The organism is Nonomuraea sp. NPDC026600 (assembly GCF_040638335.1).
Classification (GTDB): Bacteria; Actinomycetota; Actinomycetes; order Streptosporangiales; family Streptosporangiaceae; genus Nonomuraea.
In genome coordinates this window covers 222,294-249,241 of sequence record NZ_JBEZYD010000014.1, presented here as the reverse complement: position 1 = coordinate 249,241, position 26,948 = coordinate 222,294, and the positions used below count along the sequence as shown (strand labels likewise).

31 protein-coding genes are annotated in these 26,948 nt (G+C 68.7%); 8 read left to right on the top strand and 23 right to left on the bottom strand.

Translation table 11 applies throughout. The annotated features are described in order from the left end of the window. Positions 1-104: 104 nt before the first annotated feature. From AB0F17_RS30680 to AB0F17_RS30660, 5 genes are all read right to left on the bottom strand, one after another. The gene (locus AB0F17_RS30680) at positions 105-548 is read right to left on the bottom strand and encodes a peptidase inhibitor family I36 protein (protein WP_358029849.1); all 444 of its coding nucleotides are present in this window, start codon (positions 546-548) and stop codon (positions 105-107) included. Positions 549-558: 10 nt separating this feature from the next. Beyond that, entirely contained in the window at positions 559-933 is a 375-nt protein-coding gene (locus AB0F17_RS30675; protein ID WP_358029846.1) for a hypothetical protein, read from the bottom strand. A 448-nt stretch (positions 934-1,381) separates the two neighbouring features. Further along, positions 1,382-1,807, bottom strand: a complete 426-nt coding sequence (locus AB0F17_RS30670) for a hypothetical protein (protein ID WP_358029844.1) — start codon at positions 1,805-1,807, stop codon at positions 1,382-1,384. Positions 1,808-1,924: 117 nt separating this feature from the next. Continuing rightward, entirely contained in the window at positions 1,925-2,710 is a 786-nt protein-coding gene (locus AB0F17_RS30665) for a hypothetical protein (RefSeq protein ID WP_358029841.1), read from the bottom strand. A gap of 78 nt (positions 2,711-2,788) precedes the next feature. Next, positions 2,789-2,974: a hypothetical protein gene (locus AB0F17_RS30660; RefSeq protein ID WP_358029838.1), complete on the bottom strand. Its 186-nt coding sequence runs from the start codon at positions 2,972-2,974 to the stop codon at positions 2,789-2,791. 67 nt (positions 2,975-3,041) lie between these two features. Here AB0F17_RS30660 and AB0F17_RS30655 point away from each other — a divergent pair, with 67 nt between their 5' ends. Continuing rightward, a complete protein-coding gene (locus tag AB0F17_RS30655; protein WP_358029835.1) occupies positions 3,042-3,347 on the top strand; it encodes a hypothetical protein in 306 nt (101 codons plus the stop codon). A gap of 44 nt (positions 3,348-3,391) precedes the next feature. On the opposite strand, the gene AB0F17_RS30650 is transcribed toward AB0F17_RS30655, so the two are convergent. From AB0F17_RS30650 to AB0F17_RS30635, 4 genes are read right to left on the bottom strand one after another with little or no spacing between them, the layout of a single operon-like run. Next, positions 3,392-3,760 carry a carboxymuconolactone decarboxylase family protein gene (locus tag AB0F17_RS30650; protein ID WP_358029832.1) on the bottom strand — a complete coding sequence of 123 codons (369 nt, stop codon included), beginning with the start codon at positions 3,758-3,760 and terminating at the stop codon, positions 3,392-3,394. After that, positions 3,757-4,596 (bottom strand): NAD(P)-dependent oxidoreductase, encoded by an 840-nt coding sequence (locus AB0F17_RS30645; protein WP_358029829.1) that lies wholly within the window; start codon positions 4,594-4,596, stop codon positions 3,757-3,759. The genes AB0F17_RS30650 and AB0F17_RS30645 overlap by 4 nt, the downstream gene beginning before the upstream one ends. Beyond that, on the bottom strand, positions 4,593-5,330 hold the full coding sequence (locus AB0F17_RS30640) for an SDR family oxidoreductase (RefSeq protein WP_358029827.1): 738 nt from the start codon (positions 5,328-5,330) through the stop codon (positions 4,593-4,595). The genes AB0F17_RS30645 and AB0F17_RS30640 overlap by 4 nt, the downstream gene beginning before the upstream one ends. Next, entirely contained in the window at positions 5,327-6,811 is a 1,485-nt protein-coding gene (locus tag AB0F17_RS30635; protein ID WP_358029824.1) for an aldehyde dehydrogenase, read from the bottom strand. Before AB0F17_RS30635 ends, AB0F17_RS30640 begins: the two co-directional genes overlap by 4 nt. Before the next feature lie 23 nt (positions 6,812-6,834). Here AB0F17_RS30635 and AB0F17_RS30630 point away from each other — a divergent pair, with 23 nt between their 5' ends. After that, positions 6,835-7,506 (top strand): hypothetical protein, encoded by a 672-nt coding sequence (locus AB0F17_RS30630; protein WP_358029821.1) that lies wholly within the window; start codon positions 6,835-6,837, stop codon positions 7,504-7,506. Between the two features lie 54 nt (positions 7,507-7,560). Here AB0F17_RS30630 and AB0F17_RS30625 read toward each other — a convergent pair whose 3' ends face one another. The 6 genes from AB0F17_RS30625 to AB0F17_RS30600 are packed head-to-tail and all read right to left on the bottom strand — an operon-like array spanning position 7,561 to position 12,160. Next, positions 7,561-8,112 (bottom strand): nuclear transport factor 2 family protein, encoded by a 552-nt coding sequence (locus AB0F17_RS30625; protein WP_358029818.1) that lies wholly within the window; start codon positions 8,110-8,112, stop codon positions 7,561-7,563. A gap of 4 nt (positions 8,113-8,116) precedes the next feature. Then, positions 8,117-8,311 (bottom strand): ferredoxin, encoded by a 195-nt coding sequence (locus AB0F17_RS30620; protein WP_358029815.1) that lies wholly within the window; start codon positions 8,309-8,311, stop codon positions 8,117-8,119. Continuing rightward, positions 8,308-9,618 carry a cytochrome P450 gene (locus AB0F17_RS30615; protein ID WP_358029812.1) on the bottom strand — a complete coding sequence of 437 codons (1,311 nt, stop codon included), beginning with the start codon at positions 9,616-9,618 and terminating at the stop codon, positions 8,308-8,310. Before AB0F17_RS30615 ends, AB0F17_RS30620 begins: the two co-directional genes overlap by 4 nt. Next, the gene (locus tag AB0F17_RS30610) at positions 9,615-10,388 is read right to left on the bottom strand and encodes an SDR family oxidoreductase (RefSeq protein ID WP_358029810.1); all 774 of its coding nucleotides are present in this window, start codon (positions 10,386-10,388) and stop codon (positions 9,615-9,617) included. The genes AB0F17_RS30615 and AB0F17_RS30610 overlap by 4 nt, the downstream gene beginning before the upstream one ends. Positions 10,389-10,402: 14 nt before the next feature. Then, positions 10,403-11,590 carry a cytochrome P450 gene (locus AB0F17_RS30605; protein ID WP_358029807.1) on the bottom strand — a complete coding sequence of 396 codons (1,188 nt, stop codon included), beginning with the start codon at positions 11,588-11,590 and terminating at the stop codon, positions 10,403-10,405. A 3-nt stretch (positions 11,591-11,593) separates the two neighbouring features. Beyond that, a complete protein-coding gene (locus tag AB0F17_RS30600; RefSeq protein WP_358029804.1) occupies positions 11,594-12,160 on the bottom strand; it encodes a helix-turn-helix domain-containing protein in 567 nt (188 codons plus the stop codon). Positions 12,161-12,242: 82 nt separating this feature from the next. On the opposite strand from AB0F17_RS30600, the gene AB0F17_RS30595 reads away from it, so the two are divergent. Then, positions 12,243-13,412 carry a PQQ-dependent sugar dehydrogenase gene (locus AB0F17_RS30595; protein ID WP_358029800.1) on the top strand — a complete coding sequence of 390 codons (1,170 nt, stop codon included), beginning with the start codon at positions 12,243-12,245 and terminating at the stop codon, positions 13,410-13,412. On the opposite strand, the gene AB0F17_RS30590 is transcribed toward AB0F17_RS30595, so the two are convergent. Further along, the gene (locus tag AB0F17_RS30590; RefSeq protein WP_358029797.1) at positions 13,372-13,692 is read right to left on the bottom strand and encodes a carboxymuconolactone decarboxylase family protein; all 321 of its coding nucleotides are present in this window, start codon (positions 13,690-13,692) and stop codon (positions 13,372-13,374) included. The two genes, AB0F17_RS30595 and AB0F17_RS30590, sit on opposite strands and share 41 nt — an antisense overlap. A gap of 259 nt (positions 13,693-13,951) precedes the next feature. Here AB0F17_RS30590 and AB0F17_RS30585 point away from each other — a divergent pair, with 259 nt between their 5' ends. After that, on the top strand, positions 13,952-14,629 hold the full coding sequence (locus AB0F17_RS30585) for a hypothetical protein (RefSeq protein ID WP_358029794.1): 678 nt from the start codon (positions 13,952-13,954) through the stop codon (positions 14,627-14,629). Positions 14,630-14,639: 10 nt separating this feature from the next. After that, positions 14,640-17,660 (top strand): AAA family ATPase, encoded by a 3,021-nt coding sequence (locus AB0F17_RS30580; RefSeq protein ID WP_358029790.1) that lies wholly within the window; start codon positions 14,640-14,642, stop codon positions 17,658-17,660. 30 nt (positions 17,661-17,690) lie between these two features. On the opposite strand, the gene AB0F17_RS30575 is transcribed toward AB0F17_RS30580, so the two are convergent. Beyond that, the gene (locus AB0F17_RS30575) at positions 17,691-18,242 is read right to left on the bottom strand and encodes a hemerythrin domain-containing protein (protein WP_358029787.1); all 552 of its coding nucleotides are present in this window, start codon (positions 18,240-18,242) and stop codon (positions 17,691-17,693) included. 151 nt (positions 18,243-18,393) lie between these two features. Between AB0F17_RS30575 and glnII the strand changes: the two genes are divergently transcribed. Beyond that, positions 18,394-19,413: a glutamine synthetase gene (gene glnII / locus AB0F17_RS30570; protein WP_358029784.1), complete on the top strand. Its 1,020-nt coding sequence runs from the start codon at positions 18,394-18,396 to the stop codon at positions 19,411-19,413. 83 nt (positions 19,414-19,496) lie between these two features. Here the strand turns inward: glnII and AB0F17_RS30565 are convergent, their stop codons facing one another. From AB0F17_RS30565 to AB0F17_RS30555, 3 genes are all read right to left on the bottom strand, one after another. Further along, positions 19,497-20,822 (bottom strand): CehA/McbA family metallohydrolase, encoded by a 1,326-nt coding sequence (locus AB0F17_RS30565; protein WP_358029781.1) that lies wholly within the window; start codon positions 20,820-20,822, stop codon positions 19,497-19,499. Between the two features lie 107 nt (positions 20,823-20,929). Further along, positions 20,930-22,465 carry an aldehyde dehydrogenase family protein gene (locus AB0F17_RS30560; protein ID WP_358029778.1) on the bottom strand — a complete coding sequence of 512 codons (1,536 nt, stop codon included), beginning with the start codon at positions 22,463-22,465 and terminating at the stop codon, positions 20,930-20,932. A gap of 510 nt (positions 22,466-22,975) precedes the next feature. Continuing rightward, entirely contained in the window at positions 22,976-23,440 is a 465-nt protein-coding gene (locus AB0F17_RS30555; RefSeq protein WP_358029775.1) for a nuclear transport factor 2 family protein, read from the bottom strand. Between the two features lie 83 nt (positions 23,441-23,523). On the opposite strand from AB0F17_RS30555, the gene AB0F17_RS30550 reads away from it, so the two are divergent. Beyond that, positions 23,524-24,126: a TetR family transcriptional regulator gene (locus AB0F17_RS30550; protein ID WP_358029772.1), complete on the top strand. Its 603-nt coding sequence runs from the start codon at positions 23,524-23,526 to the stop codon at positions 24,124-24,126. Positions 24,127-24,302: 176 nt separating this feature from the next. Here the strand turns inward: AB0F17_RS30550 and AB0F17_RS30545 are convergent, their stop codons facing one another. The 3 genes from AB0F17_RS30545 to AB0F17_RS30535 all read right to left on the bottom strand — a co-directional run bounded on the left by AB0F17_RS30545 (position 24,303) and on the right by AB0F17_RS30535 (position 25,452). Beyond that, entirely contained in the window at positions 24,303-24,599 is a 297-nt protein-coding gene (locus AB0F17_RS30545) for a hypothetical protein (protein ID WP_358029769.1), read from the bottom strand. 149 nt (positions 24,600-24,748) lie between these two features. Further along, positions 24,749-25,081, bottom strand: a complete 333-nt coding sequence (locus tag AB0F17_RS30540) for a hypothetical protein (RefSeq protein WP_358029766.1) — start codon at positions 25,079-25,081, stop codon at positions 24,749-24,751. Beyond that, positions 25,078-25,452 (bottom strand): hypothetical protein, encoded by a 375-nt coding sequence (locus AB0F17_RS30535; RefSeq protein ID WP_358029764.1) that lies wholly within the window; start codon positions 25,450-25,452, stop codon positions 25,078-25,080. The genes AB0F17_RS30540 and AB0F17_RS30535 overlap by 4 nt, the downstream gene beginning before the upstream one ends. Before the next feature lie 101 nt (positions 25,453-25,553). Here AB0F17_RS30535 and AB0F17_RS30530 point away from each other — a divergent pair, with 101 nt between their 5' ends. Then, on the top strand, positions 25,554-26,789 hold the full coding sequence (locus tag AB0F17_RS30530) for a helix-turn-helix transcriptional regulator (RefSeq protein WP_358029763.1): 1,236 nt from the start codon (positions 25,554-25,556) through the stop codon (positions 26,787-26,789). The last annotated feature ends 159 nt before the right edge of the window (positions 26,790-26,948 follow it).

Genomic DNA, 26,948 nt, shown 5'->3' with positions numbered 1-26,948 from the left:
CGGCTCACCGGGGTGTCGTGCCGGGGGGGGGGGGGGGCCACGCCGCTGACCCACCCCGGGGGGGGGGCCCGGCCCCCCCGCCCCCCCCCCCGCCGGGAACGGGGTCAGTTCCAGTAGTGCGATTCTGAATTGTTCGCGAACGTGGGCGCGGTGTTACCGTAACCGCCCGGTACGAGTTGTCCGCACTGGCCGGACTGGTATGTGTTGGTGCAGATGTAAGCGCTCAGGAACAGGTGCGCGTTGATGGCGGACTCGTCATTGTTGGCGATGAATCCGTTCGCCGTGCTTGCGGCCCAGTCAGGCCACCCGGTCGTGTCCATGTACGTGAAGTCCGCCATGCGGCCGGTCAGGTTCTGATTTTCCCAGACGCACAGGTCGTACCAATTGCAGACGCCGTCCTCCATGGTTCCGGAGATGAGCGGCTTCTGGAATGTGGTGGAAACCTTGGACTTTTCAAAGTAGGACGGATCCGGCTCCGCTTTCGCCGGGAGGGAGAACAGGGCGAGGGTGCAGAATGCCAGGAGCATTCCCATGACGGCGCGTCGCATCGTGATCCTTTCAGCAGGCGAGGGTGACTTGGGGGGTGGTGCCGTTCATGACCAGTGGGGACCCGGCGTAGCCGGCCTTGGTGAACACGGCGGTGCCGCCGGCGAAGTACGTGTTCGTGGTGCCCTGGCACGGCGCGCTGGAGTAATGGAACCCGTAGTTGGCCGGGTTGAAGCGCTTGGAGGTCGTGGTGGTGGACCCGTCCTTGTAGAGGTTGAGGTACAGGTCGATCGAGTCGACGACGGCGGTGCACGACACCTCGATCTCGGTACGCACGTCGTTGTACAGGCTGTTGACGTACGGGAGGCTGAGATAACCGCCGCAGTAAATGACGTCCGCCGCCGCGTTGACGCCCTTCGGGGTGTCGGCCTTTCTCGTGAGGGTCATCGTGAACGACTGGGTGGCGCTGCCTTTGAGGGGAATGGACGGCCTTTCCGGAGCGGCGGAGGCCGGGTTGCCGATAAAGACGACTGATAACGCGAGAGCGACGGATAAAACGAGTGTGCGAAGACGTGTGGACATTTCTTGGCCTCCCGGAGGGAAAGGGGGTTCGTGCTGCCTCCCCTATGGTGATCGGCTGCCCGGAATGCGTCTTCGTGATATTGCGTAAAACTTCCTGTCAAATTCTGCAGGAGTTTGTAACAAGGTGTGAAGTCCCGTGTCGGCGCCTGGGGCGCCGCTGATACGCAGGCCGAACGCTCCGCACCGCGTCTCGGGGCACCCGGATCATGCGCCGGTCCGTCACATCAGCCCCTCTACTCAACGGGAACAGCAAGAATCCGGCGGCCGCCGTAGGGCAGCCGCCGGATATCATGCGGTTTCTCAGGAACAGCGCTTAGTAAATGCGGTACTTACGGCCGCAGTTGTCGAGCTTGCCGGCCCAGCAGGTGAAGGTGTAGACCTTCTTGATCCCGCGCCCGCTCCAACTGCCGACGACCTTGCCGTCCCAGGAGCGGTTGAACTTCTGCCAGCCACCGTTCTTGTAGACCTCGAACCACACCCAGGCGCGCTTGCCGCCCACCTTGTCGACGCCGTGCCACTTCGTGACGACGATGCCGTTGCGCTTGCCCGTCTGGCCGAAGGTGTACGCCTTGCGGTCGCTGGAGAAGTACTTGCCCCAGTTGTTGATGGAACCGACGGTCTGGGAGGCCGCGGTGACGGTCGTCCCCGTCTGGGTGGCGGCCTGTGCGCCGGGGGCGAGGGCGATCGCGCTGACGGCCATGGAGCCGGCCAAGAGGGTTGCTGCAAGGGTCTTACGCATGGGTTCCTCCCCGTTTAAGTGCACCGGTTTACCCGGCAGCAGGGACATTACGAAGATCCGTCGCCCTGTTCTGTGGAGGAGTGCACACATACGAGGTGATCAGCGCCACACGCGGTTTTAGGCCACCTTTGAGGAGGGGGCCGTCCAGGTGTTGCACGAGCCTGGGTCGCCGGTGGCGAAGCCGCGCTTGTGCCAGGCGATGGCGTTGGCCCTCTTGCCGTACCAGCGCGCCTCGCCGGGAGCGTCACCGTCGACCATGCTCAGCAGATACGTCCAGTCCTTGGTCGTCCTGCCCTTCAGCGGCCAGACGCTCTTGAGGAACGCGGTGCTGAAGCAGTCGTTCTGGAGACTCTCGCGCCGGCCCAGCTCGCGGGTCTCGGCTGTGCCGCTGGACGGCACCGCGTCATAGGCGTCGGCGATTCCGACCAGCTTCATCACATGCCACCCGTACATGTAACTGACGGTGTTGAACAGCCACAGGTCGGAAGGGTCGTCGAGCCAATCCTTGCCGGCCTTGAAGATCAGCTCGCCTGTGTCGCCGCAGTAGCGGGCCGCGGAGTTCTCCTTGCCCGTCTCCCTGGTGCCGCAGTACATCGTGGGGAGCTTGCTCACGTGCCGCACTTTGATCTTGCTGAAGGGCAAGCCGGCGGCGGTGAGGTGCTGCTCCCAGGTGGACTCGAGGCAGGCGATCACCGCGTCGATGTAGGCGCGGCCCGACTTGCGGTCGTTGCGCTTGCGCGCCGGCTCCTCGCAGGTCGTGGCGGGCAGCGCGCCGGCCTCGTAGAGCGGGTTGGCGATCAGCTTGGGGTGTTTGACGGGGGGCGCCGTCGTCGCGGCGGTGGCCGTACCGGATAAGGAGAGCATCGACGCGACGGTCAGCGTCATGATCAGAAGTTTTCGCACGAGGGATGACAATAGGGCCGCGCCCGCGTCTGAGGAAATAGAGTTTTGTCGGTCTCCTCGGGCGGGTGACCGATTTTGTCATCCCGGACTGGCCTCATTCATGCGCTCCTTGGTCCAGTAGGACGCGATGTCCTGCGGAGCGCGCGTATTTCGGATCCCTGTCGCGGCCTGGTCGGGGGCGCGACCGTGGGAAATCACGACCACCGTCGCGGCCAGCACGAGGGTGGCGGCGACGGCCAGAATGGCGACGGCCTTACGGCTCATACCGCCATCGTACGACCAGGCGCCCCGACGTCCAGTCGCTCCCGCCGCCGCGCCGGCAGCAGGCCCGGTGCCGAGCCAGATGTCCGGCCGATGCCCGGTCAGCGCCCTGGTCCCCGCTCGGTGCGACGGCAAGAATTGCTTCACGGAAAACAGGAAGGCATCCGCGCCGCCCAAGCTGCCGCCGGCGGCGATCCCGCCGCCCAAGTGCATCCCGCAGAGCCAGTACAACCAGCCGTACGAATGGGAATACCAGTTGACTCGCACCCTGGGCAAGGGCGGCCACGGCGTCCGGACCCACGTGTTCGCCATTTACTATGCGCCGGCCGACATATTCAGCCTCTCCACGAGAGTGACGTGCAGCGTGAGATTCTGAAATCGTAGAAATTCCGGCGGCACACGGGGCGGCGCCGAGTGACGTCAGTCCGAGGCCGGTCGTCGTGACTTCGCGATGAGGGTGTCGATCTGGACGCTGAGGCGCGCGCCGAGGGGCCAGCCGATGTAGTGGGTCAGGAAGATGGCGATCTCACGGAGCTCGTCCGGGGACAGCTCGCCGTTGCCCAGCGCGGCCGGCAGCTGGATGTCGAGGACGTCGTTGAAGCCCCTGCTCGCCAGCGCGCCGATGAGCAGGAGCCGCCGGTCCCGCATGGACAGGCCGGGCCTGGTCCAGATCTCGGCGAAGAGGTGGTCCACGGTGATGCCGAAGAAGTCGCCCGGCGCGTCGCCGATCTCCCAGCCGTAGACCTGGCGCATCATCTCCAGCCCGCGCTCCCGGCGTTCGTCGGTCATGGGACCTCCTTTCGAAGCAGGCCGAGGCTGTCAGCCAGGCGGTCGCGGGCCAGCTCGGCCAGGGGTGTGTCCACGCCGAGGTCGCGGGCCAGCTCCAGCGCCAGGTCCAGGTCCTTCTCGCCGAGTGCCAGGACGTGGCGCATGATCCCGTACAGCGGATCGTCCTCGCCGAGCGGAGCGGCGGTGGCGCGGAGCATGATCGCTCCGGGCCCGCCCGTGACGGCGTCCGAATGCCTGACCACCCGGCCGAGCTTGCGCAGGGAGATCCCGGATGCCTCCGCCAGCCGCTGCGCCTCGGCGGCGGCGGCGAAGGCGACGAAGTGCAGCAGGTTGCGGGCCAGCTTGGCGCGGGTGCCCGCGCCGACCGGTCCCACGTGCAGGACGAGGTCCGCCCACGCCCCGAACGGCCGCTCGCAGCGGGCGAACGCGCCGTCGCCGCCGCCGACCATGACCGCGAGCGTGCCCGCCTCCGCTCCCATGAAGCCGCCGCTGACCGGCGCGTCGACGACCTCGATCCCGTACGGCGCCGCCAGCCCGGCGAGCTCCACGGCCGTGCCGGGCCGGATCGTGGAGTGGACGGCGATGACGGTGCCCGGCTCGGCGGCGGGCAGCAGCCCGGACACGACCTCGTGCACCTGGTCGTCGTCGCGCACCATGACGGAGACGAACCGGCTGGCGGCGGCCAGTTCGCCGACGTCCGCCGCGGCCCGCGCCCCCGCCTCCACCAGCGGCGCCATGGCCTCCGGCCGGGTGTCGTAGACGGTGAGGCCGAGGCCGATCAGATGCCTGGCCATGGGGGCGCCCATCTGGCCGAGTCCGGCGAAGCCATAGGTCATGATCGGAACACCTCGCCGCCGTCGACGTTCAGGATCTGCCCGGTGACCCAGGCGGCCTCGTCGGACAGCAGGAACAGGCACATGCCGACCAGGTCCTGCGGGGTCCCCACCCGCTTGAGCGCCAGCTTGTCCCGGACGATCCGGTCGACCACGCCCGCGGGTACCACCGCGCGGTTGGCCTCGGTGTCGATCGGGCCGGGCGCGATGGCGTTCACCCTGATGCCCATGCCGCCCAGCTCGTGGGCGAGCTGCTGGGTGAGGCCGTTGATCCCGGCCTTGGCCAGGCCGTAGAAGCCGGAGTACTGCCAGGCCGCGGTGGAGGACTGGTTGACGATCGACCCGCCGCCGCGCCTGGCCAGGTGCGGATGCGCGGCGCGGGCGCAGAGGAGGGCGCCGTCCAGGTTCACCGCCATGAACCGCCGGTAGTAGTCCCAGTCGACGGTCAGCAGGAAGTCCAGCCGCATCGTGCCGAAGATCGCGGCGTTGTTCACCAGGTAGTCGATGCCGCCGAACCGCTCCGCCGCCGCGTCGGTCATCCGCTGGACGGAGTCCGGGTCGGCCACGTCGGTGCGTACGTACAGGCCCTTGATCTCGTCGGCGACGGCGGCGCCCTGCTCGCTGACGTCGGCGACCACGACGCGCGCTCCCTCGGCGGCCAGGGCCCGCGCGTAGGCCCGGCCGATGCCCTGGGCGGCTCCGGTGACGATGGCGACTTTGCCCTCGAAGCGGTTCACGACACCCCTTCCGCGATCGACTTGGTCTCCAGGTACTCCTCGAAACCGGCCACACCCATCTCCCTGCCGATCCCCGACTGCTTGTAGCCGCCGAACGGCATGTCGGCGCCGTACCAGACGCCGCCGTTCACGCTCACCGTGCCGGTCCGCAGCCGCCCCGCCACGGCCCGCGCCCGCTCCGGGTCGCCGCCGTGGACCGCGCCGGACAGCCCGTACGGCGAATCGTTGGCCAGCCGGACCGCGTCGTCGTCGCCGTCGTGCGGCAGGATCACCAGCACCGGGCCGAAGATCTCCTCCCTGGCCGTCCTGGTCTCGTTGGTGAGCCCGGTGATCAGGGTCGGCTCGATCCAGAAGCCCCGGTCCCGGCCGGCCGGGCGCCCGCCCCCGGTGGCGAACTCGCCGCCCTCCTCGACCGCCAGCTTCAGGTAGCTTTCGATCCGGTCGCGCTGGCGGGCGGAGATGACCGGCCCGCACACCGTGCGCTCGTCGCCCGGGTCTCCGGTGCCCAGCTTCCTCATGGTGGCCGCGGTCAGGCGCACGGCCTCGTCGTACCTCTCACGCGGGACGAGCAGGCGGGTGGTGAGCGCGCAGCCCTGCCCGGCGTGGGTGAGCGCGGCGAAGGCCGCGTAGGAGCAGGCGGCGCGGAGGTCGGCGTCGGCGAGCACGATGAACGCCGACTTGCCGCCGAGCTCCAGGAAGACCCGCTTGGGGCCGTCCGCGGCGGCGCGCATGACCGCGCGTCCCGTGCCGGTCGAGCCGGTGAACGACAGCAGGTCCACCCGGGCATCGGCGCAGAGCCGGGCGCCCAGGGCGTGGTCGGCGCCGGTGATGACGTTGACGACACCCGGTGGGATGTCCGTCTCCTCCTGGACGAGCACGCCGAGCGCCGCCGCGCACCACGGCGTGTCGGGGGCCGCCTTGAGGACGATCGTGTTGCCCGCGGCGAGCGCCGGGCCGAGCTTGGCCAGGTTGATCTGGTGCGGGAAGTTCCACGGGGTGATCGCGCCGACCACGCCCACCGGCTCGCGGACGACGCGGCGGTCGCTGGTCAGGCCCATGGGCGCGGCCCGGCCGAGGTCCCGTTCCCAGTCGTAGTGCTCCGCGAGGTCGGCGAACCAGCGCAGGTCGGCCACCGGCGCGTCGAGCTGCGCGCCGTACGTCAGGAATCTGGGCGCGCCCGCCTCCGCGATCGTCAGCTCGCGCAGCTCCTCGGCGTGGCGGGTGAGCGCGTCGTTGAGCTGGCGCAGGCAGCGTACGCGCAGCGCGAGGTCGGTGGCCCAGGGGGAGGAGTCGAACGCGCGGCGGGCGGCGGCGACGGCGTGCTCCAGGTCGGCGGGGGTGGCGTCGGCGGCCTCGCCCAGGACTTCCTCGGTGGCCGGGTTGAGCGTGCCGAAGCGGTGGTCGCCGGGGACGAGCCGCCCGTCGATCAGGAGCGGCGAAGAGGCGCCTGCGCCGAACAAGCGATCGGTTGTTCTGGACACATGTCCAGACTACAGTTCACCATATGACGGCACGCAAGGACTATTCCGGAGAATTCGATCCGGGCTTCCGCTATGAGGACCTGTCGAAGGAGGCACTGGTCCGTCTCGTCCGGGAGTACGCCTTGATCGTTCATCTGCTCGACCGCTCGACGCTGATCGCGGTCGGCATGCGGTACGGGCAGCGGGTCGTCGAGGAGATCGCCATCGAGGAGTGGCAGGGCGCGAGCCCGATCTACACCGAGCGCATCCGCGAGATCATGCGGATCGAGGGTGACGGGGTGCCGGCCATCTTCAAGTGCCTGCAGCTCGATCCGGGCTTCGCGCAGCACTACATGGACGTCGAGTACGAGCTCGTCTCGGAGACCCACGGGTTCTTCCAGCTCCGCACCTGCGGGGCGCTGCTGGACGTGGAGCCGTTCGGCGAGCGCGCGATCCGCGGCATGTGCCATCACATCGAGGACGGCACCTTCGACTGGACCGCGCAGGCGGTCAACCCGCGCGCCCGGATCCGCCCGGTGCACCGGCCGCCGCGCGTCCCCGGCGACCGCGTCCCGCACTGCAGGTGGGAGGTCATCATCGACGACGAGACCGAGCCCGTGGGGGAGGCCGACATCACCAGGATGACGCGCGGCACCACGGCGGCCGCGTTCCGCTTCCCGCCCATGAAGGACGGCACGCCGCACGTGCCCGCCTGACGCGGCCACCGCACGAGCGCGCCTGACGCCGACGCGGCCCGCGCGGCGTCCGCGTCACCAGATGGGGGCCGGGGCGTGGCCGCGCCGGTAGTAGCCGGGGATCGCGGCGCCGGAGGCGGCCCGGTCCAGGCGGCGCCTCATCCCGTCCGACAGCACCCCCGACTTCATCATCTCGACGAACACCGACGTCACGTTGCCCAGGTCGAACCAGTCCCGCTGCCACGACCACCGGAAGCCGCCCGCGTACCTGAACCGGCTGCCGCCGATCCCCGCCACCTCGTACGGCGTGCCGTCCGGTCGGCGGGCGTCGGCGACCTGCTTCCAGAAACCGACCACCTCGCCGCCCCGGTCGTCGATGAGGATGCTCTGGTACGGGTAGGACCAGCCGTCCAGGCCGCCCATCTCCGAACCGAGGGCCAGGTCGCGGATCTCGTCGCGGCCGACGGCCATGAAATCCTGGTCCGGGCCGACGTTCCAGCCGTAGGTCGCGTCCTCGGTGTACAGCTCGGCCAGCGGGCGCCAGTCGCCGAGCTCCTCGCACCGGTGGTTGGCCGCCAGCCATCGGCGCACCATCTCTTCGAGCTCGTCACGGGGGAAGGCCGGCATGTCGTCACTCCTTCGACGTCGACAGCGCCCGGGTGGGGCAGTAACGGATGGCCGCCTCGACCTGCTCGCGCATCGACTCGGGCGGTGACGGGTCGAGCACGCGGACCTTTCCCTTGCGCGGCACCTCGAAGACCTCGGGCGCCTCCAGCTCGCACACCGCGTGCCCCTGGCACAGGTCCAGATCGGCGACGACCCTCACCGCCGCCTCCGCCGATACCGCACCATGCAGGGCCGGGCGAGCTGGACCACCATCTTGGAATGGTCGTTGCGATAGGAGCCGGACTCCTGGGCGAGGGCGAACTCCCAGTCGCGCAGCAGTACCGAGAAGATCGCCTTGAGCTGGATCATCGCGAAGTTGGCCCCCACGCAGCGGTGCCTGCCCGCCCCGAACGGCACCCACGTCCACCGGTTGACCAGATCCTCCTCGCGCGGCTTGGCATAGCGGGCCGGGTCGAAGGCGTCCGGCCGGGGGAAGTCCGCGGCGATCCGGTTGGAGACGGCCAGGCTGCAGCCGACCATCGTCCCCTCCGGGATCCGGTGGCCGAGCACCTCCTGCTCGGACTTGGCCACCCGCAGCAGCAGGATGAGCGGCGGGTGCAGCCGCAGCGCCTCCTTCACCGCCGATTCGAGCAGCGGGATCTCCCGCAGCGCCTGGAAGCTGACCTCCGACCCGTCGGCGTACAGGCCGTCGAGCTCCGCGACGACCTCCCGCAGCACGCCGGGATGGCGCAGCAGCTCGATCAGCGTCCAAGCCGCGGTGCCGGAGGTGGTGTGGTGCCCGGCGAACATCATCGAGATGAACATCCCGGTGATCTGGTCCGCCGAGAACCTGCCCAGCGACATCAGCACGTCGAGCAGGTCCCGGTCCTCTCCCGCCGGGCCCGAGCGGGTGGCCATGATGCCCTCGACCAGCGTGACGAGCTGCGCGCGGGCCGCGTCGCGGCGGCGGAAGCTGTCGATGTCGGCGTACGGGTCGACGTAGGCCAGCGCGTCGGTGCCCTGCTCCAGGTCGTGGTACAGCTCGGCGAAGCGCCGGTCGAGCTGCTCGCGGAACCGCTTGCCGATCAGGCACGCCGAGGAGGTGTAGATGGTCAGCTCGGCGAACCAGTCGAGCAGGTCGATCTCCCCCTCCTCCTCCCACGACGCGACCATCCGCTCCACCTCGGCGGCGATCGTGGCGGCGTGCCCCTTGAGGAAGGAGCCCTTCAGCGCCTGGTTGTGCAGCGCCTCGCGGCGCTGCTCGGGCGTGGCGTCGAAGACGACGCCCGACCCGAAGATCGGCGTCATGAACGGGTACGCCTCGGCCTGGTCGAGCTCCTCGTCCGGGGCGCGGAAGAAGAACTCGTTGGCCTCGGCGCCCGACAGCAGCACCACCGGCCGCCCGGCCAGCCGGAACTCGCCGACCGCGCCGCACTCCTCACGCACCCGCCGCATCAGCGCGATCGGGTCGGTACGCAGTTCCGCCAGATGGTCGGGGCCGCCGGAGACGAGCATCGGCGCTCTCATCGCACCTTCGCCTCCGGCTGGACCTCCACGAGCGTCAGGTGGGTGCCGCGGGGCGCCTCGACGACGACGGCGATCGCGGCGGCGACGTCCTCCGGCCGCAGGAAGTACGGATGGCGGGCCAGCCCCCACTTGACCCACTCCTCCAGGACCTCACCGGTGGTCTCGGCGTCCCAGCCCATGCCCATGCCGGTCATCGTCGGGCCGGGCCGGACGATCGAGGCGCGCACCCCGGTGCCCTCCAGCTCCATCTGCAGCACCCTGGCCATGCCCTCGATGCCGTTCTTGGCCGCCACGTAGGCGCCCATCCGGGTGCGCGGTGAGCGTACGACATCGGAGGAGACGAGCACGACGTCGCCGCGCCCGCGCTCGACCATGCCGGGCACGACGTGCGAGACCAGGCGGTGCGCGCCGACCAGGTGCACCCCGACCTGGGCGGCGAAGCCCGCGGAGTCCAGCTCGTGGACCCGTTCCGCGCTCAGGTCGCCGGCCCCGCAGACCACGATCTCGGGAGCGCCGAGCGCCTCGGCCGCGGCCGAGACGAAGAGCTGGACCGAGCCGGAGTCGGCCACGTCCAGCGCGTGGGCGAAGGTCTCCGCGCCCTCCTTCTTGAGGGTGTCAGCGATTTCACGGCATTTGTCGACTCGGCGGGCGCCGAGGGCGACGGGGTGGCCCTTGGCGGCGAGCAGGGCGGCGGTGGCGGCGCCGATCCCGGAGGAGGCTCCGGTGACCAGCGCGGGGCGGCGTAGCGGGTGCGGTTCGAATCGCGGCATGGGCGGCTCAATCGCTAGGCGGCGGAAACGGAGATGGGCAGTGCGGCGAAGCCGCGGACGTTGACCGAGTGCACGCGCGCCGCGCCGCCCTCGTCCACGTCGTAGTGGCGGACCCGCCTGACGAACTCGGTCAGCGCGATGCGGGCCTCCAGCCTGGCCAGGTTCGCGCCCAGGCAGAAGTGCCTGCCCCCGCCGAAGCTGATGAGCTGGGAGGTGTCGCGGTCCAGGTCGTAGTGGTCCGGGTCGTCGAAGGCGCGGGGGTCCCGGTTGGCCGCGCCGACGAGCAGCAGCAGGCGGTCTCCGGCGGGCACGGTCGTGCCGTACAGCTCGGTGTCCGTGGCGACCGTGCGGGCCAGTATCTGGCTGGAGGCGTCGAAGCGCAGCGTCTCCTCCACCCAGTCGGAGACCCGGCCCGGATCCCGCATGGGCTTGGCCAGCTCGGCGGGATGGCGCCGGCCCCAGTACAGCGCGTTGGCCAGCAGCTTGGTGGTCGTCTCGTTGCCCGCCACCACCATCAGGAACAGGAACGCCACGACCTCCTCGTCCGCCAGCCGGTCGCCGCCCTCCTCGGCGGCCAGCAGCGCGGAGGTGAGATCGCTCCCCGGTCCGGCCCGCCGTTCGGTGACCAGGTCCTGGTAGTAGCCGATGAGCGTCAGCGCCGCCTCCATCCCGGCGACCGGGACGTCGGACAGCCCCTCCTCACGGTGCATGACCAGGTCGGCCAGGCGCCGCAGCTCGTCCCTGTCGGCCTCGGGGACGCCCATCAGCTCGCAGACGACGTCCATCGGCAGCCGGCCCGCGAAGTCGGCGACGAAGTCGAACTCGCCACGCGCCACGGCGGGAGCGAGATGGCGTTCGGTCAGGCGCAGGATGCCGGCTTCGAGCTCGCGCACCCGGCGCGGGGTGAAGCCCTTGGCGACCAGGGAACGCATCCGGGTGTGCGAGGGCGGGTCCAGAGCCAGGAAGGACATCGTCCGGTGCGCGGCCGGCCCCCACGCGCTGGGGTCCAGGGAGACGCCGTTGGCGTTGGAGAAGCGCTGGTGGTCGCGGAACGCGTTCGCCACGTCGGCGTGGCGGGAGACGGCCCAGAAATCCAGCTCGTCGTTGCGGTAGAGCGGGGCCTCCTCGCGGAGGCGGGCGTAGATCGGGTATGGGTCTTCGTGGACGGCGTAGTCGTAGGGGCTGTATAAGAGCGGGTCCACGGGCTACCTCACGATCAGCTCGGCGACTTCCGCCAGGCGGTCGGCGGTCTCGGAGTAGGAGATGTAGCCCATCCCGGCCTGGACCAGCGCGCCCGCGTAGGCGATCTCCAGGGCGTTGAGGACCTTGCGATCGGCGGCCGGGCCGAGCGCGGTGCGCAGCCGCCGGCGGATGCTCAGCCCGATGCGCAGCCGCAGCTCCTGGACGTCGGGATCGGTGCCGAGCATGGCGGTGGTGCACGCGGCGGCCAGGCGCGGCTCGTCGGCGACCAGCAGGGCGATCTCCCGGAGCGCCGTGATCACCTGGCCCGCCTCGCCGGTCGCCTCGATCGGCGGCAGGGCGCTCAGCCGGCGCCAGAACACCTCGGTGACCAGGTGGTTCTTGGAGGAGAAGTAGGTGTAGGCGGTCGCCGGGGCGACGCCCGCGCGCCGGGCCACGTTGCGGACGGTCAGCCCGTCGAAGCCGCTCTCGCGGACCTCCTCGACCGTCGCGTCGGTCAGTCGCCGCACGGTGTCGGCCTGCCGCCGGTTCAGCCGCCGCCGGGTGGACTCTGTCACGACATCGCTGGACACATGTCCAGACGATAGTTCAGCAAGTTCCCTCCGGCAAGGCGGTAGATGTCCAGGTTTGGGGTGGCATGGAAGGATGGGCGGCGTGCGTCGCACCCTGGCCGTATTAGCCGTCACGCTCACCGCATGCTCGGCCGCCCAGCCCGCGCCCCCGTCCGCCGCGGGCTCGCCCGGGCCTGCCGTGAGCGAGGACAGTGCCGCCGCGGGCTCGCCCGGGCCCGCCGTGAGCGAGGACAGTGCCGCGCCGACCCGCGGCAAGCTGCGCTTCACCAAGCTCGCCGAGCTGGCGAAGCCCGTGGCGTTCGCCGTACGGAAGGACGACCAGCGGCTGTACGTCGCCGAGCAGGGCGGCCGGCTGAAGACCCTCGACGGCGACACGATCGTGAACCTGTCGGGCGAGGTCAGCGGCGGCAACGAGCAGGGCCTGCTCGGCGTGGCCTTCCACCCGTCGGGCCGCTGGCTCTACCTCGACTGGACCGACGCGAGCGGCGACACGCACGTGACCGAGTGGGCGTACGACGGCAAGAAGGCCACCCGCAGGCGTGACGTGCTGACCCAGGACCAGCCCTACGCCAACCACAACGGCGGGCAACTGGCCTTCGGCCCCGACGGCCACCTCTACATCGCGCTCGGCGACGGCGGCAGCGGCGGCGACCCGCACCGCAACGGCCAGAACCTCGGCACGCTGCTCGGCAAGATCCTGCGCATCGACCCGCGCGGCACGCCGTACAAGATCCCCGAGGACAACCCGTTCGTCGGCAAGGAGGGCGCGCGGACCGAGATCTGGGCCTACGGCCTGCGCAACCCCTGGCGGTTCGGCTTCGACCGCGACAACGGCGACCTCTGGATCGGCGACGTCGGGCAGGACCGATGGGAGGAGGTCGACTACCAGCCGGCCGGATCCGAGGGCGGCGAGAACTACGGCTGGAACCTCCGCGAAGGCGACAAACCCTTCAGGGGAGGCAAGGGCCGCGAGCTCACCGCCCCGGTGATCACCTATCCGCTCCACGAGGGCGGCAACTGCTCGGTGATCGCCGGCTACGTCTACCGAGGGGACAAGATCCCCTGGCTGCAGGGCCGGTTCCTGTACGGCGACTTCTGCGCGGGGTGGGTCAAGGCCGCACCCGTCGACGAGCTGGACAAGGACGCGAAGGTCGGGCAGGTCGAGCAGCTCTCGTCGTTCGGCGAAGGGCTCGACGGGGAGCTGTACGCGCTCAGCCTCCAGGGCCCCGTCTACCGGATCGATCCCGCCTGACGCGTTCGATCAGGTCCTCGACCTGGTTGTTCAGCCGCGACCCGCGAGTCCAGCCCGCGTAGTGGGTGAGGAACACCACGACCTCGCGCAGCTCACTCTCGTCCAGGTCGCCCGCGCGCAACGCGGTGTCGAGCTGGACCTCCACCTGCTCGTCGATGCCCTGCCCGACGAGCAGGCCGAGCAGGAGCAGGCGGCGCTCTTTGACCGAGAGGGCACCGCGCGACCAGATGTCGGCGAACATCCGCTCCGCCATCATGCCGAAGCTGTCCACAGTCTCCATGGCCGGTTCTGTCATTGTCCGCTCCGGGTAGCAGGGATCCTTCTATCTTTCGCTACTTTGCCGGTTGAACCAATGGGGGGACGCCAACGTTGTACGGGCGTCCGCACAAGAGCCCGCATCCGATCTGTGCGGATCTGTAACAAATGAAGCCAATGTACGGCCAAGATTTGGTCAAGATTTTACACCGTGCACTCGGCCTCATTTCACATGAAAACGGGCAGAACAACTCCGTTGGTCCGTAAAGCGGAGGTAAGCCCAGGTGAAAAAAACACGGGCTTGGATCGCGCTCTTGGCCGCGATCTTCATGCTGTCAGCGTGCGGGCAGCCTGATTTCACCTACGTACGCGACAAGGAAGGCACCACCTACTTCAAGGTGCCCTCCTCCTTCAGCCAGCTCAACACCGAACCCATCGAGATCTACCTGACCGGCGACCACCCGAACTCGGAGGCGGCCCGGCTGCGGCGCCAGCAGGTCTGGTCCACGGCCTTCGACCAGTCGGCGCAGCCGTCCGTCGAACACCTGCTCAGCTCGACGGATCCGTTCGTCTACGCCACCGTGCACAAGCTCACGGACGAGCAGCGGGACGCGATCTCGCTGGACCGGCTACGCGACTTCATCCTGCCGGTGACCGATCAGGTCCGCACGCTCTACGAAGCCAAGGCGACTCAGGCGGGGCGGCAGCCGCTGTTCAACCGGTTCGAGCTGATCAGTGATGAGGTCCTCCAGCTCGACCGTGGCGCCAGGGGAGTGCGGGTCCGCTTCAACTACCAGATCGGCGCCGACGTCCAGACCTTCGACCACACCGCCATCCTCGACGAGCAGGGAGCCACGGTCTCCGTGATGCTCATCAGCTGCCAGTCGATCTGCTTCAGAGCGCGCGCGGATGAATTCAACAAGATCAAGGAAACCTTCAAGCTGCTCAGGCTGCCCGGATGAGGGAGCACCATTGACCACGACCACGCATCACAGCGGGCTGCGCGCGCCCGGTAGCGGCCCCTCCGATCCCGAAGCCCTGACCAGGAAGAAGATGCCGTTCTGGGCCCGGAGCAAGTTCCTCGTCGGGCTGGTCCTCGCCTTCTTCGTCCTCACCTGGAAGGTGATGGCCGACTTCGAGGGCATCGTGTCCTTCGGCGAGGCCATGCGGGCCATCGCGTACGCCTACCAGTGGATCTTCTGGCTGCTGGGCGTCGAGGCCCTGCGGCAACTGCACTTCTTCGTCAGTGAGCGGTGGTCGGCCTACCACCGCTTCTGGAGCCGGCGCGTCTTCGGCGGGTTCGAGCGGTGGTCCCACCGGCGCTTCGACGACTGGACCAGGTACCGCTTCGCCCTCGCCGCGAAGATCATCTTCTGGGTGGTACTGATCGCGCTGGTACTCGGCGCGGTGCTCGGCACCAACCCGTTCCTCGCCCTGTTCAGCGCGCCCGCGCTGCTGTGGAAGGCGATGCCGTTCCTGCTCCAGATCGTGTTCCTGTTCTTCGTGGTCATCATCCAGTTCGTCGGCCTGTTCTGGTTCATGTCCAGAGGCGGCGTCGAGACGTACTTCCCCGACGACATCAAGACCCGCTTCTCCGACGTCTGGGGACAGGACCACGTGGTCGAACGCGTCCAGGAGAACATCGTCTTCCTCGAACGGCCCGACGAGATCGAGAATCGCGGCGGGTACGTGCCCAGCGGCCTGCTGCTGTGGGGGCCGCCGGGCACCGGCAAGACGCTGATGGCCGAGGCGGTGGCCGGCGAGACCGGCAAGCCGTACGTGTTCGTCGACCCCGGCGCGTTCACGAACATGTTCATGGGCATCGGCATCCTCAAGGTCAAGACGCTCTTCAGGAAGCTGCGCAAGCTCTCGCTCAGGTACGGCGGGGTGATCGTCTTCTTCGACGAGGCCGACTCGCTCGGCAAGCGCGGCCGACTCGCCCAGCAGGGCCCGCCGGGGCAGGGCGGTGGGTTCTCCGGCTGTCACGGGGTCAACTACCTGTCCGAGGAGAGCCGCTCGGTGCTCGCCTTCCGCGCCAGGCGGGAGGTGGCGGAGCCGGCCACCCGCAACCGCTTCATCATGGGCGGCGGCGGTGGGATGAACAGCGGCGACCCGGGCACGCTGCAGGCCCTGCTCACCGAGCTGTCCGGGCTCAAGAAGCCGCGCGGGTTCTTCAACCGCCTGATCAGGCGGCTGCTCGGGATGCGGCCCAAGCCGCCGCCCAAGTTCCGCATCCTCGTCATGATGGCCACCAACCGGCCCGACGCGCTCGACGAGGCACTGCTGCGGCCCGGCCGCATCGACCGTATCTACAAGGTCGGCTACCCCTCCAAGGCCGGACGGGTCCGCACGTACCAGGGCTATTTCGACAAGGTCGACCACGAGCTGACCGAGCAGCAGATCGACAAGCTCGCCACCATCACCCCCTACGCGACGGGCGCCACGATCAAGGACCTGGTCAACGAGTCGCTGATCACCGCGATCCGCGACGGCCGCGAGGTCATCTCCTGGTCCGACGTGCTGCGGGCCAAGCGGCTCAAGCAACTCGGCCCGCCCGAGGACGTCGAGTACATCGAGCGGGAACGGCACGCGGTGGCCGTGCACGAGGCGTGCCACGCCGTGGTGGCCTACGTGACCCGCTTCCACCTGGAGATCGACATCGCCACGATCGAGAAGGGCGCCGACTACCTCGGCATGGTCGCCTCGATCAAGCCCGAGGACCAGTTCACCCGGTGGAAGTCCGAGTACGAGGCCGACATCATGGTCTCGCTCGCCTCCCTGGCCGGGGAGCGGATGTTCTTCAGCGAGGACAACTCCTCCGGCGTCTCCGGTGACCTGCACTCGGCGACGTTCCTGACCGCGCTCATGGAGTCGTACTGGGGGATGGGCTCGGGCGTCACCTCACTGCCCGCGCTGCAGGAGCTGGAGATCCACGGCGGCAAGGCGATGCCGCGGCGCGCCGGCGGTGGCGGGCCCATCGGCATCACCGATCGGGAGCCGAGCCGGGGCCAGCCCGAGCTGACGCCCGACGTGCTGGGGGAGCGGATCGAGTTCAACCTGGTCCGGCTGCTGGAGAAGACCGAACAACTGCTGGAGGAGCATCGCAGAGACGTGCTCTGCCTCGCGCACGCGCTGGAGACGCACAAGACGCTCAACGGCGACGACGTGGTGGCGATCATCGAGCGGGCGACCGGGCCGCTGATCGACGGCACGATCTACTCCTCCGACGAGCTGTACCAGGAGCTGGAGGAGTACCACCGCGACGCGGCCAGGGCGCACAAGGAGCACAGCCGGATCGATCGCGACCTGCCCGGCCAGGTGCAGGAGGAGCCCGCCTACCCGCCCAACGGTCAGACCGCGAGCCGGCCGAACGGCCAGCCCGTTGGCCAGGCAGGTCAGTCCGGTGGTTGGCTCGAAGGTCAGTCCGGCCAGTCTGGTCAGCACGCCGGTTGGCCCGCGGGGCCGGTTTTCCAGCCTGGGGTCGCCGAGCCGGTGGGGACCGTCGTGCCCGCCGAGCCGGTCGTGGTGACCGCCGAGATCATCGCCGGGCCCACCACGGTGGTCGCCGAGCCGGGCCGGCCCGAGTTCGTACCGTGGGCGCCCGATCCCATCCCCGTCTACGCGGCGGCGCCACCGCCCCTCCCGGCGGCGCCGCCGCCGCCCAGGCGCCGGGCGTGGATGGTCGTCGCCAGCCTGCTCGCGCTCGTCGTCCTCGCGCTCATCACCGGGCTGGCCCTGACGGGCGCGACCCCGGTCGTCGGGCTGGCCTCGCCCGGGCTGCTGCTCGTCCTGTTCGTCGTCGTGGTGGCGGTGATCGTGGGCGCCGGCCTGGCGCTCATCGCCATCAAGGCGGTACGAGCGGCGCAGACCAAGGCGGAACACGAACGCGACCAGGCCCACGCCAGGGCGCAACTCCTGGCCGCCGCGATGGACCCCGACACGGCCATGCGGCTGCTCGGCTACGACGGCAGAGGAACGGACGGGAGGCCCTAGATACGGACGAGACCGTCTAGATGCGGAGGGTTAGATGCGCACGTCGAGTCGGCCGATCGGCTCGACCAGCTCCTCCTCTTCATAAGCGAAGTGCGAGAGCAGGACGGCGGACAGCCGCTCGGCCTCGGCCCGTACCCGGTCGAGGCCGGTGTCGCCGGCCACCAGCTCCACGCAGGCCTCGTCGAGCCGGGTCAGCAGCGCGGCAATGACCTCGTGCTCCTCCTTGAGCTTCTCGATCACCGGCTCGAGCGAGTCGTCCCGCTTGAGTATCGCCGGGAACATGGCCTCGTCCTCGATCGTGTGGTGCACGGTCACCAACCGGCAGAACGTCGCGCAGAACGCGCCCAGCGTCCAGTAGTTCTGACGCATGGTCAGCCGATTGATCATCGACCGCAGCGCGGCGGCGTCGAGGGCGCCCGCGGCGACCTGGTCGAGCGCGTCCCGCACCTGCCGCATCTCCTGGCGGTAGCCGTCGTGCACGTCGACCAGATGCCGGCCGAGCTGCCGCTGCGCCGGCGTGAGCGCCTCTGGGTCGTGCTTGGTTCCGCGTGGCCTGCGGGCCTCGTCGAGATCAATGGTCACTACATCCCCCTTTGTAACAAATGATCGCATGGACTGGGGGATCGCCCCTCGTACCCGGGTTGATTAACACGACGTTCACATGCGGGCAAAAACCGGGAAATGGTCAGCCGGAAGACTCGGCGTGGCTGTGAGACATCCTGAAAGGACCGACGTGAGCTACAAGGCTGAGTACATCTGGATCGACGGCACCGAGCCCACCGCACTGCTGCGCTCGAAGACGAAGATCCTCGCTGACGGAGCCGAGCCGTCGGTCTGGGGCTTCGACGGCTCCAGCACGAACCAGGCGGAGGGTCACTCGTCGGACCGCGTGCTCCGTCCGGTCTTCACCTGTCCCGACCCGATCCGCGGCGGCACCAGCGTGCTGGTCCTGTGCGAGGTCGAGGAGATCGACGGCGCTCCGCACAAGAGCAACACCCGTGCCCTGCTCCGCCCGATCGCCGAGCAGTTCGCCGACCAGGAGTCGTGGTTCGGTATCGAGCAGGAGTACACCTTCTTCAAGGGCAGCCGCCCGCTGGGCTTCCCCGAGGGCGGCTTCCCCGCCCCCCAGGGCCCCTACTACTGCGGTGTCGGCGCCGACGCCATCTTCGGCCGCGAGATCGTCGAGCTCCACCTCGACCGCTGCCTCGCCGCCGGCCTCTCGATCTCCGGCATCAACGCCGAGGTCATGCCGGGTCAGTGGGAGTTCCAGATCGGCCCGGCCAGTCCGCTGGACGTCTCCGACCACATGTGGATCGCCCGCTGGCTGCTCTACCGTACGGCTGAGGAGTTCGGCGTGGAGGCCACGCTCGACGCCAAGCCCGCCCGTGGCGACTGGAACGGCGCCGGTGCGCACACCAACTTCTCCACCAAGGCCATGCGCGAGGGTTACGAGCCCATCATCACCGCCTGTGAGGCGCTCGGCGAGGGCGACAAGCCGATGGAGCACATCACCCAGTACGGCGTGGGCATCGAGAGCCGCCTGACCGGCGCCCACGAGACCGCCCCGTGGAACAAGTACAGCTACGGCGTCTCCAACCGCGGCGCCTCCGTGCGCATCCCGTGGCAGGTCGAGGTGGACCAGAAGGGCTACATCGAGGACCGCCGCCCCAACGCCAACATCGACCCGTACGTGGTCACCCGCCTGATGGTGAACACCTGCTGCTCGGCCCTGGAGAAGGCCGGCCAGGTCTGACCCCCTGTCGTGAAGCGACCCCTGTCGTGAAATGAACGGAGGAACGCGGGCACCCCCGATATGGGCTCGCGTTCCTCCGTTTCTCACGCCAGGCGGGACTGGTAGACCCTCCGGGCCTCCTGCATGACCGCCAGATATTCGGCGCTCACCCGGTCCCTGACGAGCTCTTCCAGCAGCTCCAGCCAGCGCAGGCAGAAGGTCACGTCCTCCTCCCTGGCCACCCGCCGGCTCTCGACGTCCAGATAGACCGGGCTCGTGTGCGCCCGTACCTGGCCGCCGCCCTCGGCGACCGCCACCACGTAGGTCGGCCAGATCACCGCCAGCTCCGCCGTCACCTCGCCGGGCGGCCCTGCGGCCAGCTCGCCGTCGGCGGTCAGCAGCCGCACCTTCTCCACCAGCGGCCCGATCACCCGCCCGGTGACCCGCACCCTGCTGCCGGGAGTCAGGTCGAGCGTGGCGCCGGGGCCGTGGCCCTCGACCGACAGCTCGAGGAACGGTCCAGTCGTGGCGAACGTACGGCCGTGCCGTACCGCGTCGGCGTAGGACTCGGCGGTCAGCCGCCCGTCCACGTGCGCGTACGTGCGCTCGCGCCCGATCGGCCCGAGCCGCTGGGCCGTACCGGCGACGGCGGCGACACGGTTGCCCGCGCCGATCAGCCTGCGGTAGGCGCGGTCCGAGCCGATCGCCGAACAGAAGCTGTCGACCAGGCCCAGCGCCGCGTCGACCACCGACAACCGGGCGTCGTACTCCGGATCGCCCGCGCCGATGAGCTGCTCGGGCGTCTCGACCGGGCCGTGGAAGGCGTTGGCGTAGCCGATGAGCGCGCCGCGCTCGCGCAGCTTCCGCACCGTGTCGTGGCACTTTTCGGGGCCGAGCGCGTGGTGGGCGAGGTCCACCCTGGCCACGTGCGTCTCGTCCGACCAGGGCAGATCGCGGCCCGACCAGCGCTCGACGGCCTCCTTGTCCCCCTCGGCGCCCGGCAGCAGATTGATCACGTGCAGGTCCTCGCCGTGCTGCGAGTCGGCCACCCACCGGGGCGGCCGGTTGAGGTGGACGTGCAGGTCACCGCCGTACCAGCCGCGGGCCGCCGCGTCGTAGATGCGCTGCGGAGCCAGCTCGACCAGCGTCTCGCCGTCGCCGGGCACGAGCGTGGTCTCCGCCGAGTCGTACTCCATGCCCCTGGCCGCCCTGATCGTCAGCAGCTCGCGCGGGACGTCGAGTACCAAATCGTCGCCGTGGAAGTACGGCACGCCGTCGAGGTCGCGCGCCGGTGGGGTGTCGCGCGGGAACCAGCCCTTGCCGTTGGCGCTCCACACGCTCCAGCGGCAGGGGAAGCCTGCCCGCAGCCGGAGTGTCCGTTTGGTCTTGGGTATCCGTGCCGTGGTTAACGGTGTCGGATCGTCACACATCGGCTTCTCCCTGTAATCGAAGGCGCCGATATCGTGACACGGCCATCACTCGCCGGGAAGCCTGCGCTTCCCGGCAGGGTGGCTTTCTTCCTCCAAGGTAGAAAGATCTAGAGCCGGAAACTCATATCCGGTGCGATGTCCACGACGTCCATCTGGGCTTTCTGCAGGCGGCCGGAGTGGTCCCAGTTCATCGCCTGCCAGCGGGTGAACTGGTCGAGCACCCAGATACCGGACTGGCGGCTGCCGTTGCCGGACTTGCCGTTGCCGCCGAAGGGCAGGTGCGCCTCGGCGCCGGAGGTCGAGTTGTTGACACTGACCATGCCGGCGGAGATGCCCTCGCGGAACTTCCACGCGTGCCTGGCGTCGGTGGTGTAGATCGAGCTGGACAGGCCGTAGCCGGGCAGGTTGGCCAGCTCGATGGCCTCGTCGAGCGTCTCGAACGTCGTCACGCCCACGATGGGCCCGAACGTCTCCTCCAGGAACAACTGGTCGGTGGCCTTGACCCCATCGACCACGACGGGGTGGTAATAGAGGCCGTCGTCGCCGGTGAAGTCGCGGCGCGGGCTCTGGTTGGTTATTCTCCCGACATTTCCTGACACGACCCGGTGGTGAGGCTGGATCCAGGTCAGGTACTCCTCGTACCGATCCGCGAACTTCTGGTCGAGCAGCGGGCCCGCCAGCACGTCCTGCTCCGGGTCGCCGATCTTGGCATCCTGTACGGCCTGGGCGAACCGCTCGACGAACTCCTCGTGCACGCTCTCATGCACGATGACCGTGCCGAGGCTGGTGCAGCGCTGACCGGCCGTACCGAACCCGGAGAACAACGCCCCCTCGACGGCCAGATCGAGATCGGCGTCCGGCATGATCACCATCGGGTTCTTCCCGCCCAGCTCCAGGCAGGCCGCCTGCAGGTGCCGCCCGGTGAGCTCCCCGATCTTCCTGCCCACCTCGCTGGACCCGGTGAACCCGACCTTGTGTACCGTGCCTTCCTCCAGCGCCCGCTCCAGCCCCCGGAAGGTCTGGACGCCATCGGCGAACACGATGTTCAGCACCCCGTCGGGCAGCCCCGCGGCGGCGAACAGCTGGTACATCGCATGCGCGGACGCCGCCGCGTACTCGGCCGGCTTCCACACCACGGCATTGCCGCAGAGCAGCGCCGGAACCAGATACCAGGACGGCACCGCGACCGGGAAGTTGCCGGCGGTGATCACCGCCGCCACCCCGACGGGGTTGCGGAAGGTGAACAGCTTCTTGTCCGGCATCTCCGACGGCACGGTCTGCCCGTACAGGCGGCGGCCCTCGCCGAGGAAGAAGTCACACGTGTCAACGATCTCCCGCACCTCGCCCAGGGCTTCGGCGTACGGCTTGCCGATCTCCTGCGTGACGAGGTGAGCCAGAGCCTCGGCATTGGCCTCGACCAGCCGCCCGATCGACGCGATCACCCGCCCTCTCACCGGGGCCGGAACCTTGGCCCACTCCCGCTGAGCCTCCTTGGCGGTGCGGCAGGCGTCGGCGAAGGTCTGGGCATCGGCCAGGCCGACGCGGGCGACGACCTCGGTGATGCGCGCGGGGTTGGTCGATTCGTAGGTGTCGGTGCCGGCGGCATCCTTACCACCCACAACGGAGACGATCTGACGGGTCACCGGTGCCCTCCTCATTCAGTCCTCAACACAGCCAATCATCCCCCAACCCCACCCTCCACCACGCTCAGCCCCACAAGCACGGTCTTCGCTGCGCTCAGGCAGTTCCCGGCTTACAGGCATCGGCTTCGCTGCGCTCAGACTGTGCTTATTGGAGCTCCGCCCCAAACCCCAGCAAGGGGCCCCGGCCCCTCGCGCACCCCTGACGTTGACCGTCTGGCTGAAAAGCGGAAGGTCGGCGGTTCGACCCCGACCCTGACCATCTTGTGACCAGCGAAAACCCCGAACCATGATCACGGTTCGGGGTTTTCGCATCAACGGATACATCAACCGCTGAGTGGTCTCTTTTCCGAGCCGCTTGAGCGCCTTTGTCCTTTCCTCCAAGGACGCGTGGCGTACACGTTCGGCACCAAACGCGGGCTCACCTGGCTCAAATGATCTATTGGGCGACGGGAGTTCACGCCAAGTAGAGGCCACTGCGCCTCTCTACATCTGTCGACGTGGACGGCGGCCTTAAGCCGCGTGCGCGCGTGCCTGCAGGGATCGGATGACGCTGATGTCGATCCCGATCTGGTCGGCGAAGCTCCCGGTGTCCCAGTAGGAGCGGATGCTCTCGATCAGACCTTCGTCATCGAACTCGAAGAACGACGCCATCCTCATCGAGTAAGGCCGGCCGCCCGAGGCCAGACCCAATGACTCAGCCACGCTGGATGGCACGGCGAGCGTGCCGGTTTCGATGAACTCGCACGCCGCCGCTCGGCCCTGCGTCACGCTCGCCAGTATTTCTTGGCGGACGTCCGGGATGACAGTGTCGAACACCATCGACCAGACCGGCCTGATGCTGTCCTTCCCCCGGATCGACTCTGGGCTGGTCGGGAACTGGATGGTCACGTCCTCGGCCACAAACGCCAGCAAGGCATCGATGTCGTGGTCACTATACGCCTGGTGGAACTGATTGATCACGTCTGTGAGCTGCATGCTTCAGAGATTAGTGGCACATCTGCCAATTGGCAACTCTGCCATTTGGCGTCCGTGTCAGGTCAAGGGTTACGCTGGGCGGCGTGACGGCTGGCAACGCGGAGGGTTTGCGCGCACGCAAGAGGAGGCGCACCCAGGACGCGATCATTGATGTCGCCCTAAGCCTCTTCGAGGGGAAGGGCTATGACGCCGTGTCGGTGGAGGAGATCGCGGCAGCGGCAGACGTATCGCCACGGACCTTCTACCGGTACTTCCCGGCCAAGGAGGACGTGCTCCTCGGCGGACAGGACATCGGGGTGGCGACCCGTAACGCACTGTTCGAGCGACGCCCGGGGGAGAACGACGTCGACTTCGTGGCGCGGGCGATGCTCGCCGGTCTGACCGCCGGCGACCCGGCTCGACAAAAGCGGGGATACAGGCTGGTCCAAGCTGTGCCGGCGCTTCAGGCGCGGATGTTCCAGCTCGTCTGGCGCGGAGGTCAGGAGCACTTCGTGTCGGCACTCCTCGCTGATGGACCCCGGACACGCGACGCCGAACTACGCGCGCACGTAGTCACCCATGCCGTCACCGACGCCATGCGCGTCGCCGTCACCTTCTGGCTGGAATCAGGCCAACACGGTTCCCTTGCGCAAGAGTGTGAGAAGGCCTTGTCGTTTCTGCGTGAGGCGTTCAGCGAAACAGGGTGACCGGGGCGCGGGGGCCGCCGGTGAGGGCCCCGCGCTCCCTGGGGCGTTGACCGTCTGGCACCAGGCGGGGCTGAAGCCGCCCATCAGACTCTTCGACTGGCAGGCGAAGTTCCTGAGCCGTCGTAGCTGACCAGACCGGATCAGGTGAACACGGGCCAGGTCGGCTGTTCATCTGTTCATCGAGCCTGCCCCAGCAGAATGCGTGACCACAGCCGTGCGGCCGCAGGGGCGCGCACCCACTCGCTTTGATGTTCGAGCACACCATCGCAGCGGTAGAAACGCCGGACGAACATCAAGCCGCCTGCCTGGCACAACTCGTAGACGATCGACTGACATTCGCAGGTGTGGTCGCGGACACGTACCCGTGTGGTGCGCTGATCGCACTGCTGCCAAGCCACGCGCTTGTAGCCAGCCTGCAGGGCCAGCGGATGGACACCGTGGTACTCCTCGCCGAGATGGCTCGGGTTTGCCACGGGATCACGCCTGGTCGCCGGACGGAACGGCGATCCCCTGTTGCTGTTGTAGCTCCTGGACCAAGTCGCACGCCACCGCTTACCTTGGCCGACAGAACAGCAACAACGTCGACGCCCCTCCACTTCCTGCGACGCCGACTGGGGGCGGTCTATGCGCCCTTCCGATGGCGCCGCTCCTGGACGATTTGTGCGGCCGTCAACCCACACACGTGCTGCACGAACCACGGGCGTTCGTTCGCGGCTTGCTTTCCGTCCCACTGCTTGGTGTCCGGCTTGGGCATGTTCAGTGGCGGAGATACCTTGGTCGGCCGGTAGGCGGCAAGCCAGTGCTGGCCGTTCCCGTAGGTGGGGTTCCAGTAGATGTAATCGCCGCCGACGACCGGTTCGAGGTCGAGGTCGATTTTGAGGCGTCCGTGATCGAGCAGGTAGCACCTGAACACGTCCTGCCCGCAGTCGTTGCAGCGCTCGGGTCCGGTGGTCATGCGGTGTCGCCGGTGGGTGGGGCGTGCGGTGGCCTCGTGCTGTGCAGAAGAGCTGATTGCCAGGCCAGTGTGGACGCGAGCGCGATGGCGTTCTCCTGCCTGACGGTTCGCATGATGCCTGCCGTTGCCATCTCCAGGGTGAGCGTCCGGCGCAGCTCGGCCGTCCACCACATCTGCCCGGACGCATTGCTCTCGTAGTGGATGTCCCAGCCCGGATAGGTGTTGCGGAGCACCGAGAGCTGGCGGCCGCGCAGGTCCAGTACAAGTGCGGCTTCGGCGATGACCTGGCGGACGTTCGGTTCTGAGGTCTGGATGAGCGCGTGCAGTTCGACGTCGGTCATCGCGCGGTGGTTGTTCGTGTCCCGGTGCACGCTTCCATCACAGTCGCCCGTGGTAAGACTCCGGGAGAGGACACCGGAGGCGCACCCGGCTATCCGCCTGTGTCCGCCCGTCCCCCGGAGGTGTGCGCGCGATGAGCAAGGTTCCGGCCTGGGCCGGTCGGCTACGCACCGAGCGGACCACGCGAGGATGGTCTCAACGGGATCTCGCGGCGCGACTGTCCAGGGTCGCCGACAGGGTATTGCCCGAGCCCGAGAGCATGGTGCGCAGGATCCGGGACCACGAGTGCGGCAAGCACCGGCCGGAGGACGAGTACGCCGAGCTGTACTGCCGCGTGTACGGGTTGAGCGAACAAGCCCTCTTCAACGAAGAGGATGAAGAAACGTACCTCGGCGACGAGATCGACGCGATCGAGCTCGCCCGTCAGGCAGGGGCCAGCGACGTCGGCCGGGAAGCTCTGGAACGACTGGAGCTCGCCGTGGATGATCTGGCGTCGGCCTACCCCCGCACACCGCCGGCCCAGCTACTCGGGCGTGTGAGGCGGCACCTGGAGTACGTGGTGCGGCTCGTCGACGGCAAGAAGACCCTCGCCGAGCATCGACGCCTGCTCGTGGCCGGCGGCTGGCTGTCACTGCTCGCGGCCACCTGCCACATCGACTTGCGCCAATACCCCGCCGCCGCGGCACGCCTGCGGACCGCGGGCCAGTTGGCCGACCACGCCGAGCACCCCGAGATCAAGGCGTGGTGCCTGGAAACGGAGGCGTGGCAGGCCCTCACCGAGAGCGAGTACCAGCACGCCATGATCCTCGCCCAGGGAGCGCAAGACGTCGCCCCCCGCGGAAGCTCGGCCTACATCCAGGCGAGCGGGCAGGAAGGCCGGGCGTGGGCCCGGATGGGGAAGGGAACCGAGACCAGGGCAGCGCTCACCCGGATTCAGCGGATGGTCTCTCCCATGCCCATGCCCGACCGGCCAGAGCACCACTTTCGCTACGACCCCGCCAAGAGCGAGGCCTACACCGCGACGACGCTCTCATGGCTGGGCGATCCCGCGGCGGTGGACTACGCGAGGCAGGTCCTTGCACGATTGGAGTCCGCCGAGGACGGTGGTCCGCGCCCCCGTCGAGCTGCGTCGGCGCGCCTGGATCTGGCCTTGGCCTTGCTCGCCACGGACGAGCCGGGAGAGGCCGGCCACATCACCCGCCAGGCGGTCATGAGCGGTCTGCTGGTGCCCTCGAACTACTGGCGGGCCAAGGAGGTCATCGCGGGCGTCGAGGAGCACGGCCTGGCCGAAGCCGTCGAACTGCGCGAGGTCTACCGGGAACTGTACGGCCGGTCGTCGAAGTCGCCGAGACCGCAGCTCAGCGCATGAACCCGTGCGACATAGTGCCGCCAGCAGGCCAGGAACGGCAGAACCAAGCTGTCCTGATGAGGACTCTCTGCCTCGACTTCCCGAGTCTGGTGAGGGTGTTGCGCTTGCTCCGGCGGGCATGAGCGTGGGGTGCTCGATCCGGGCAATCACGCCGTATCT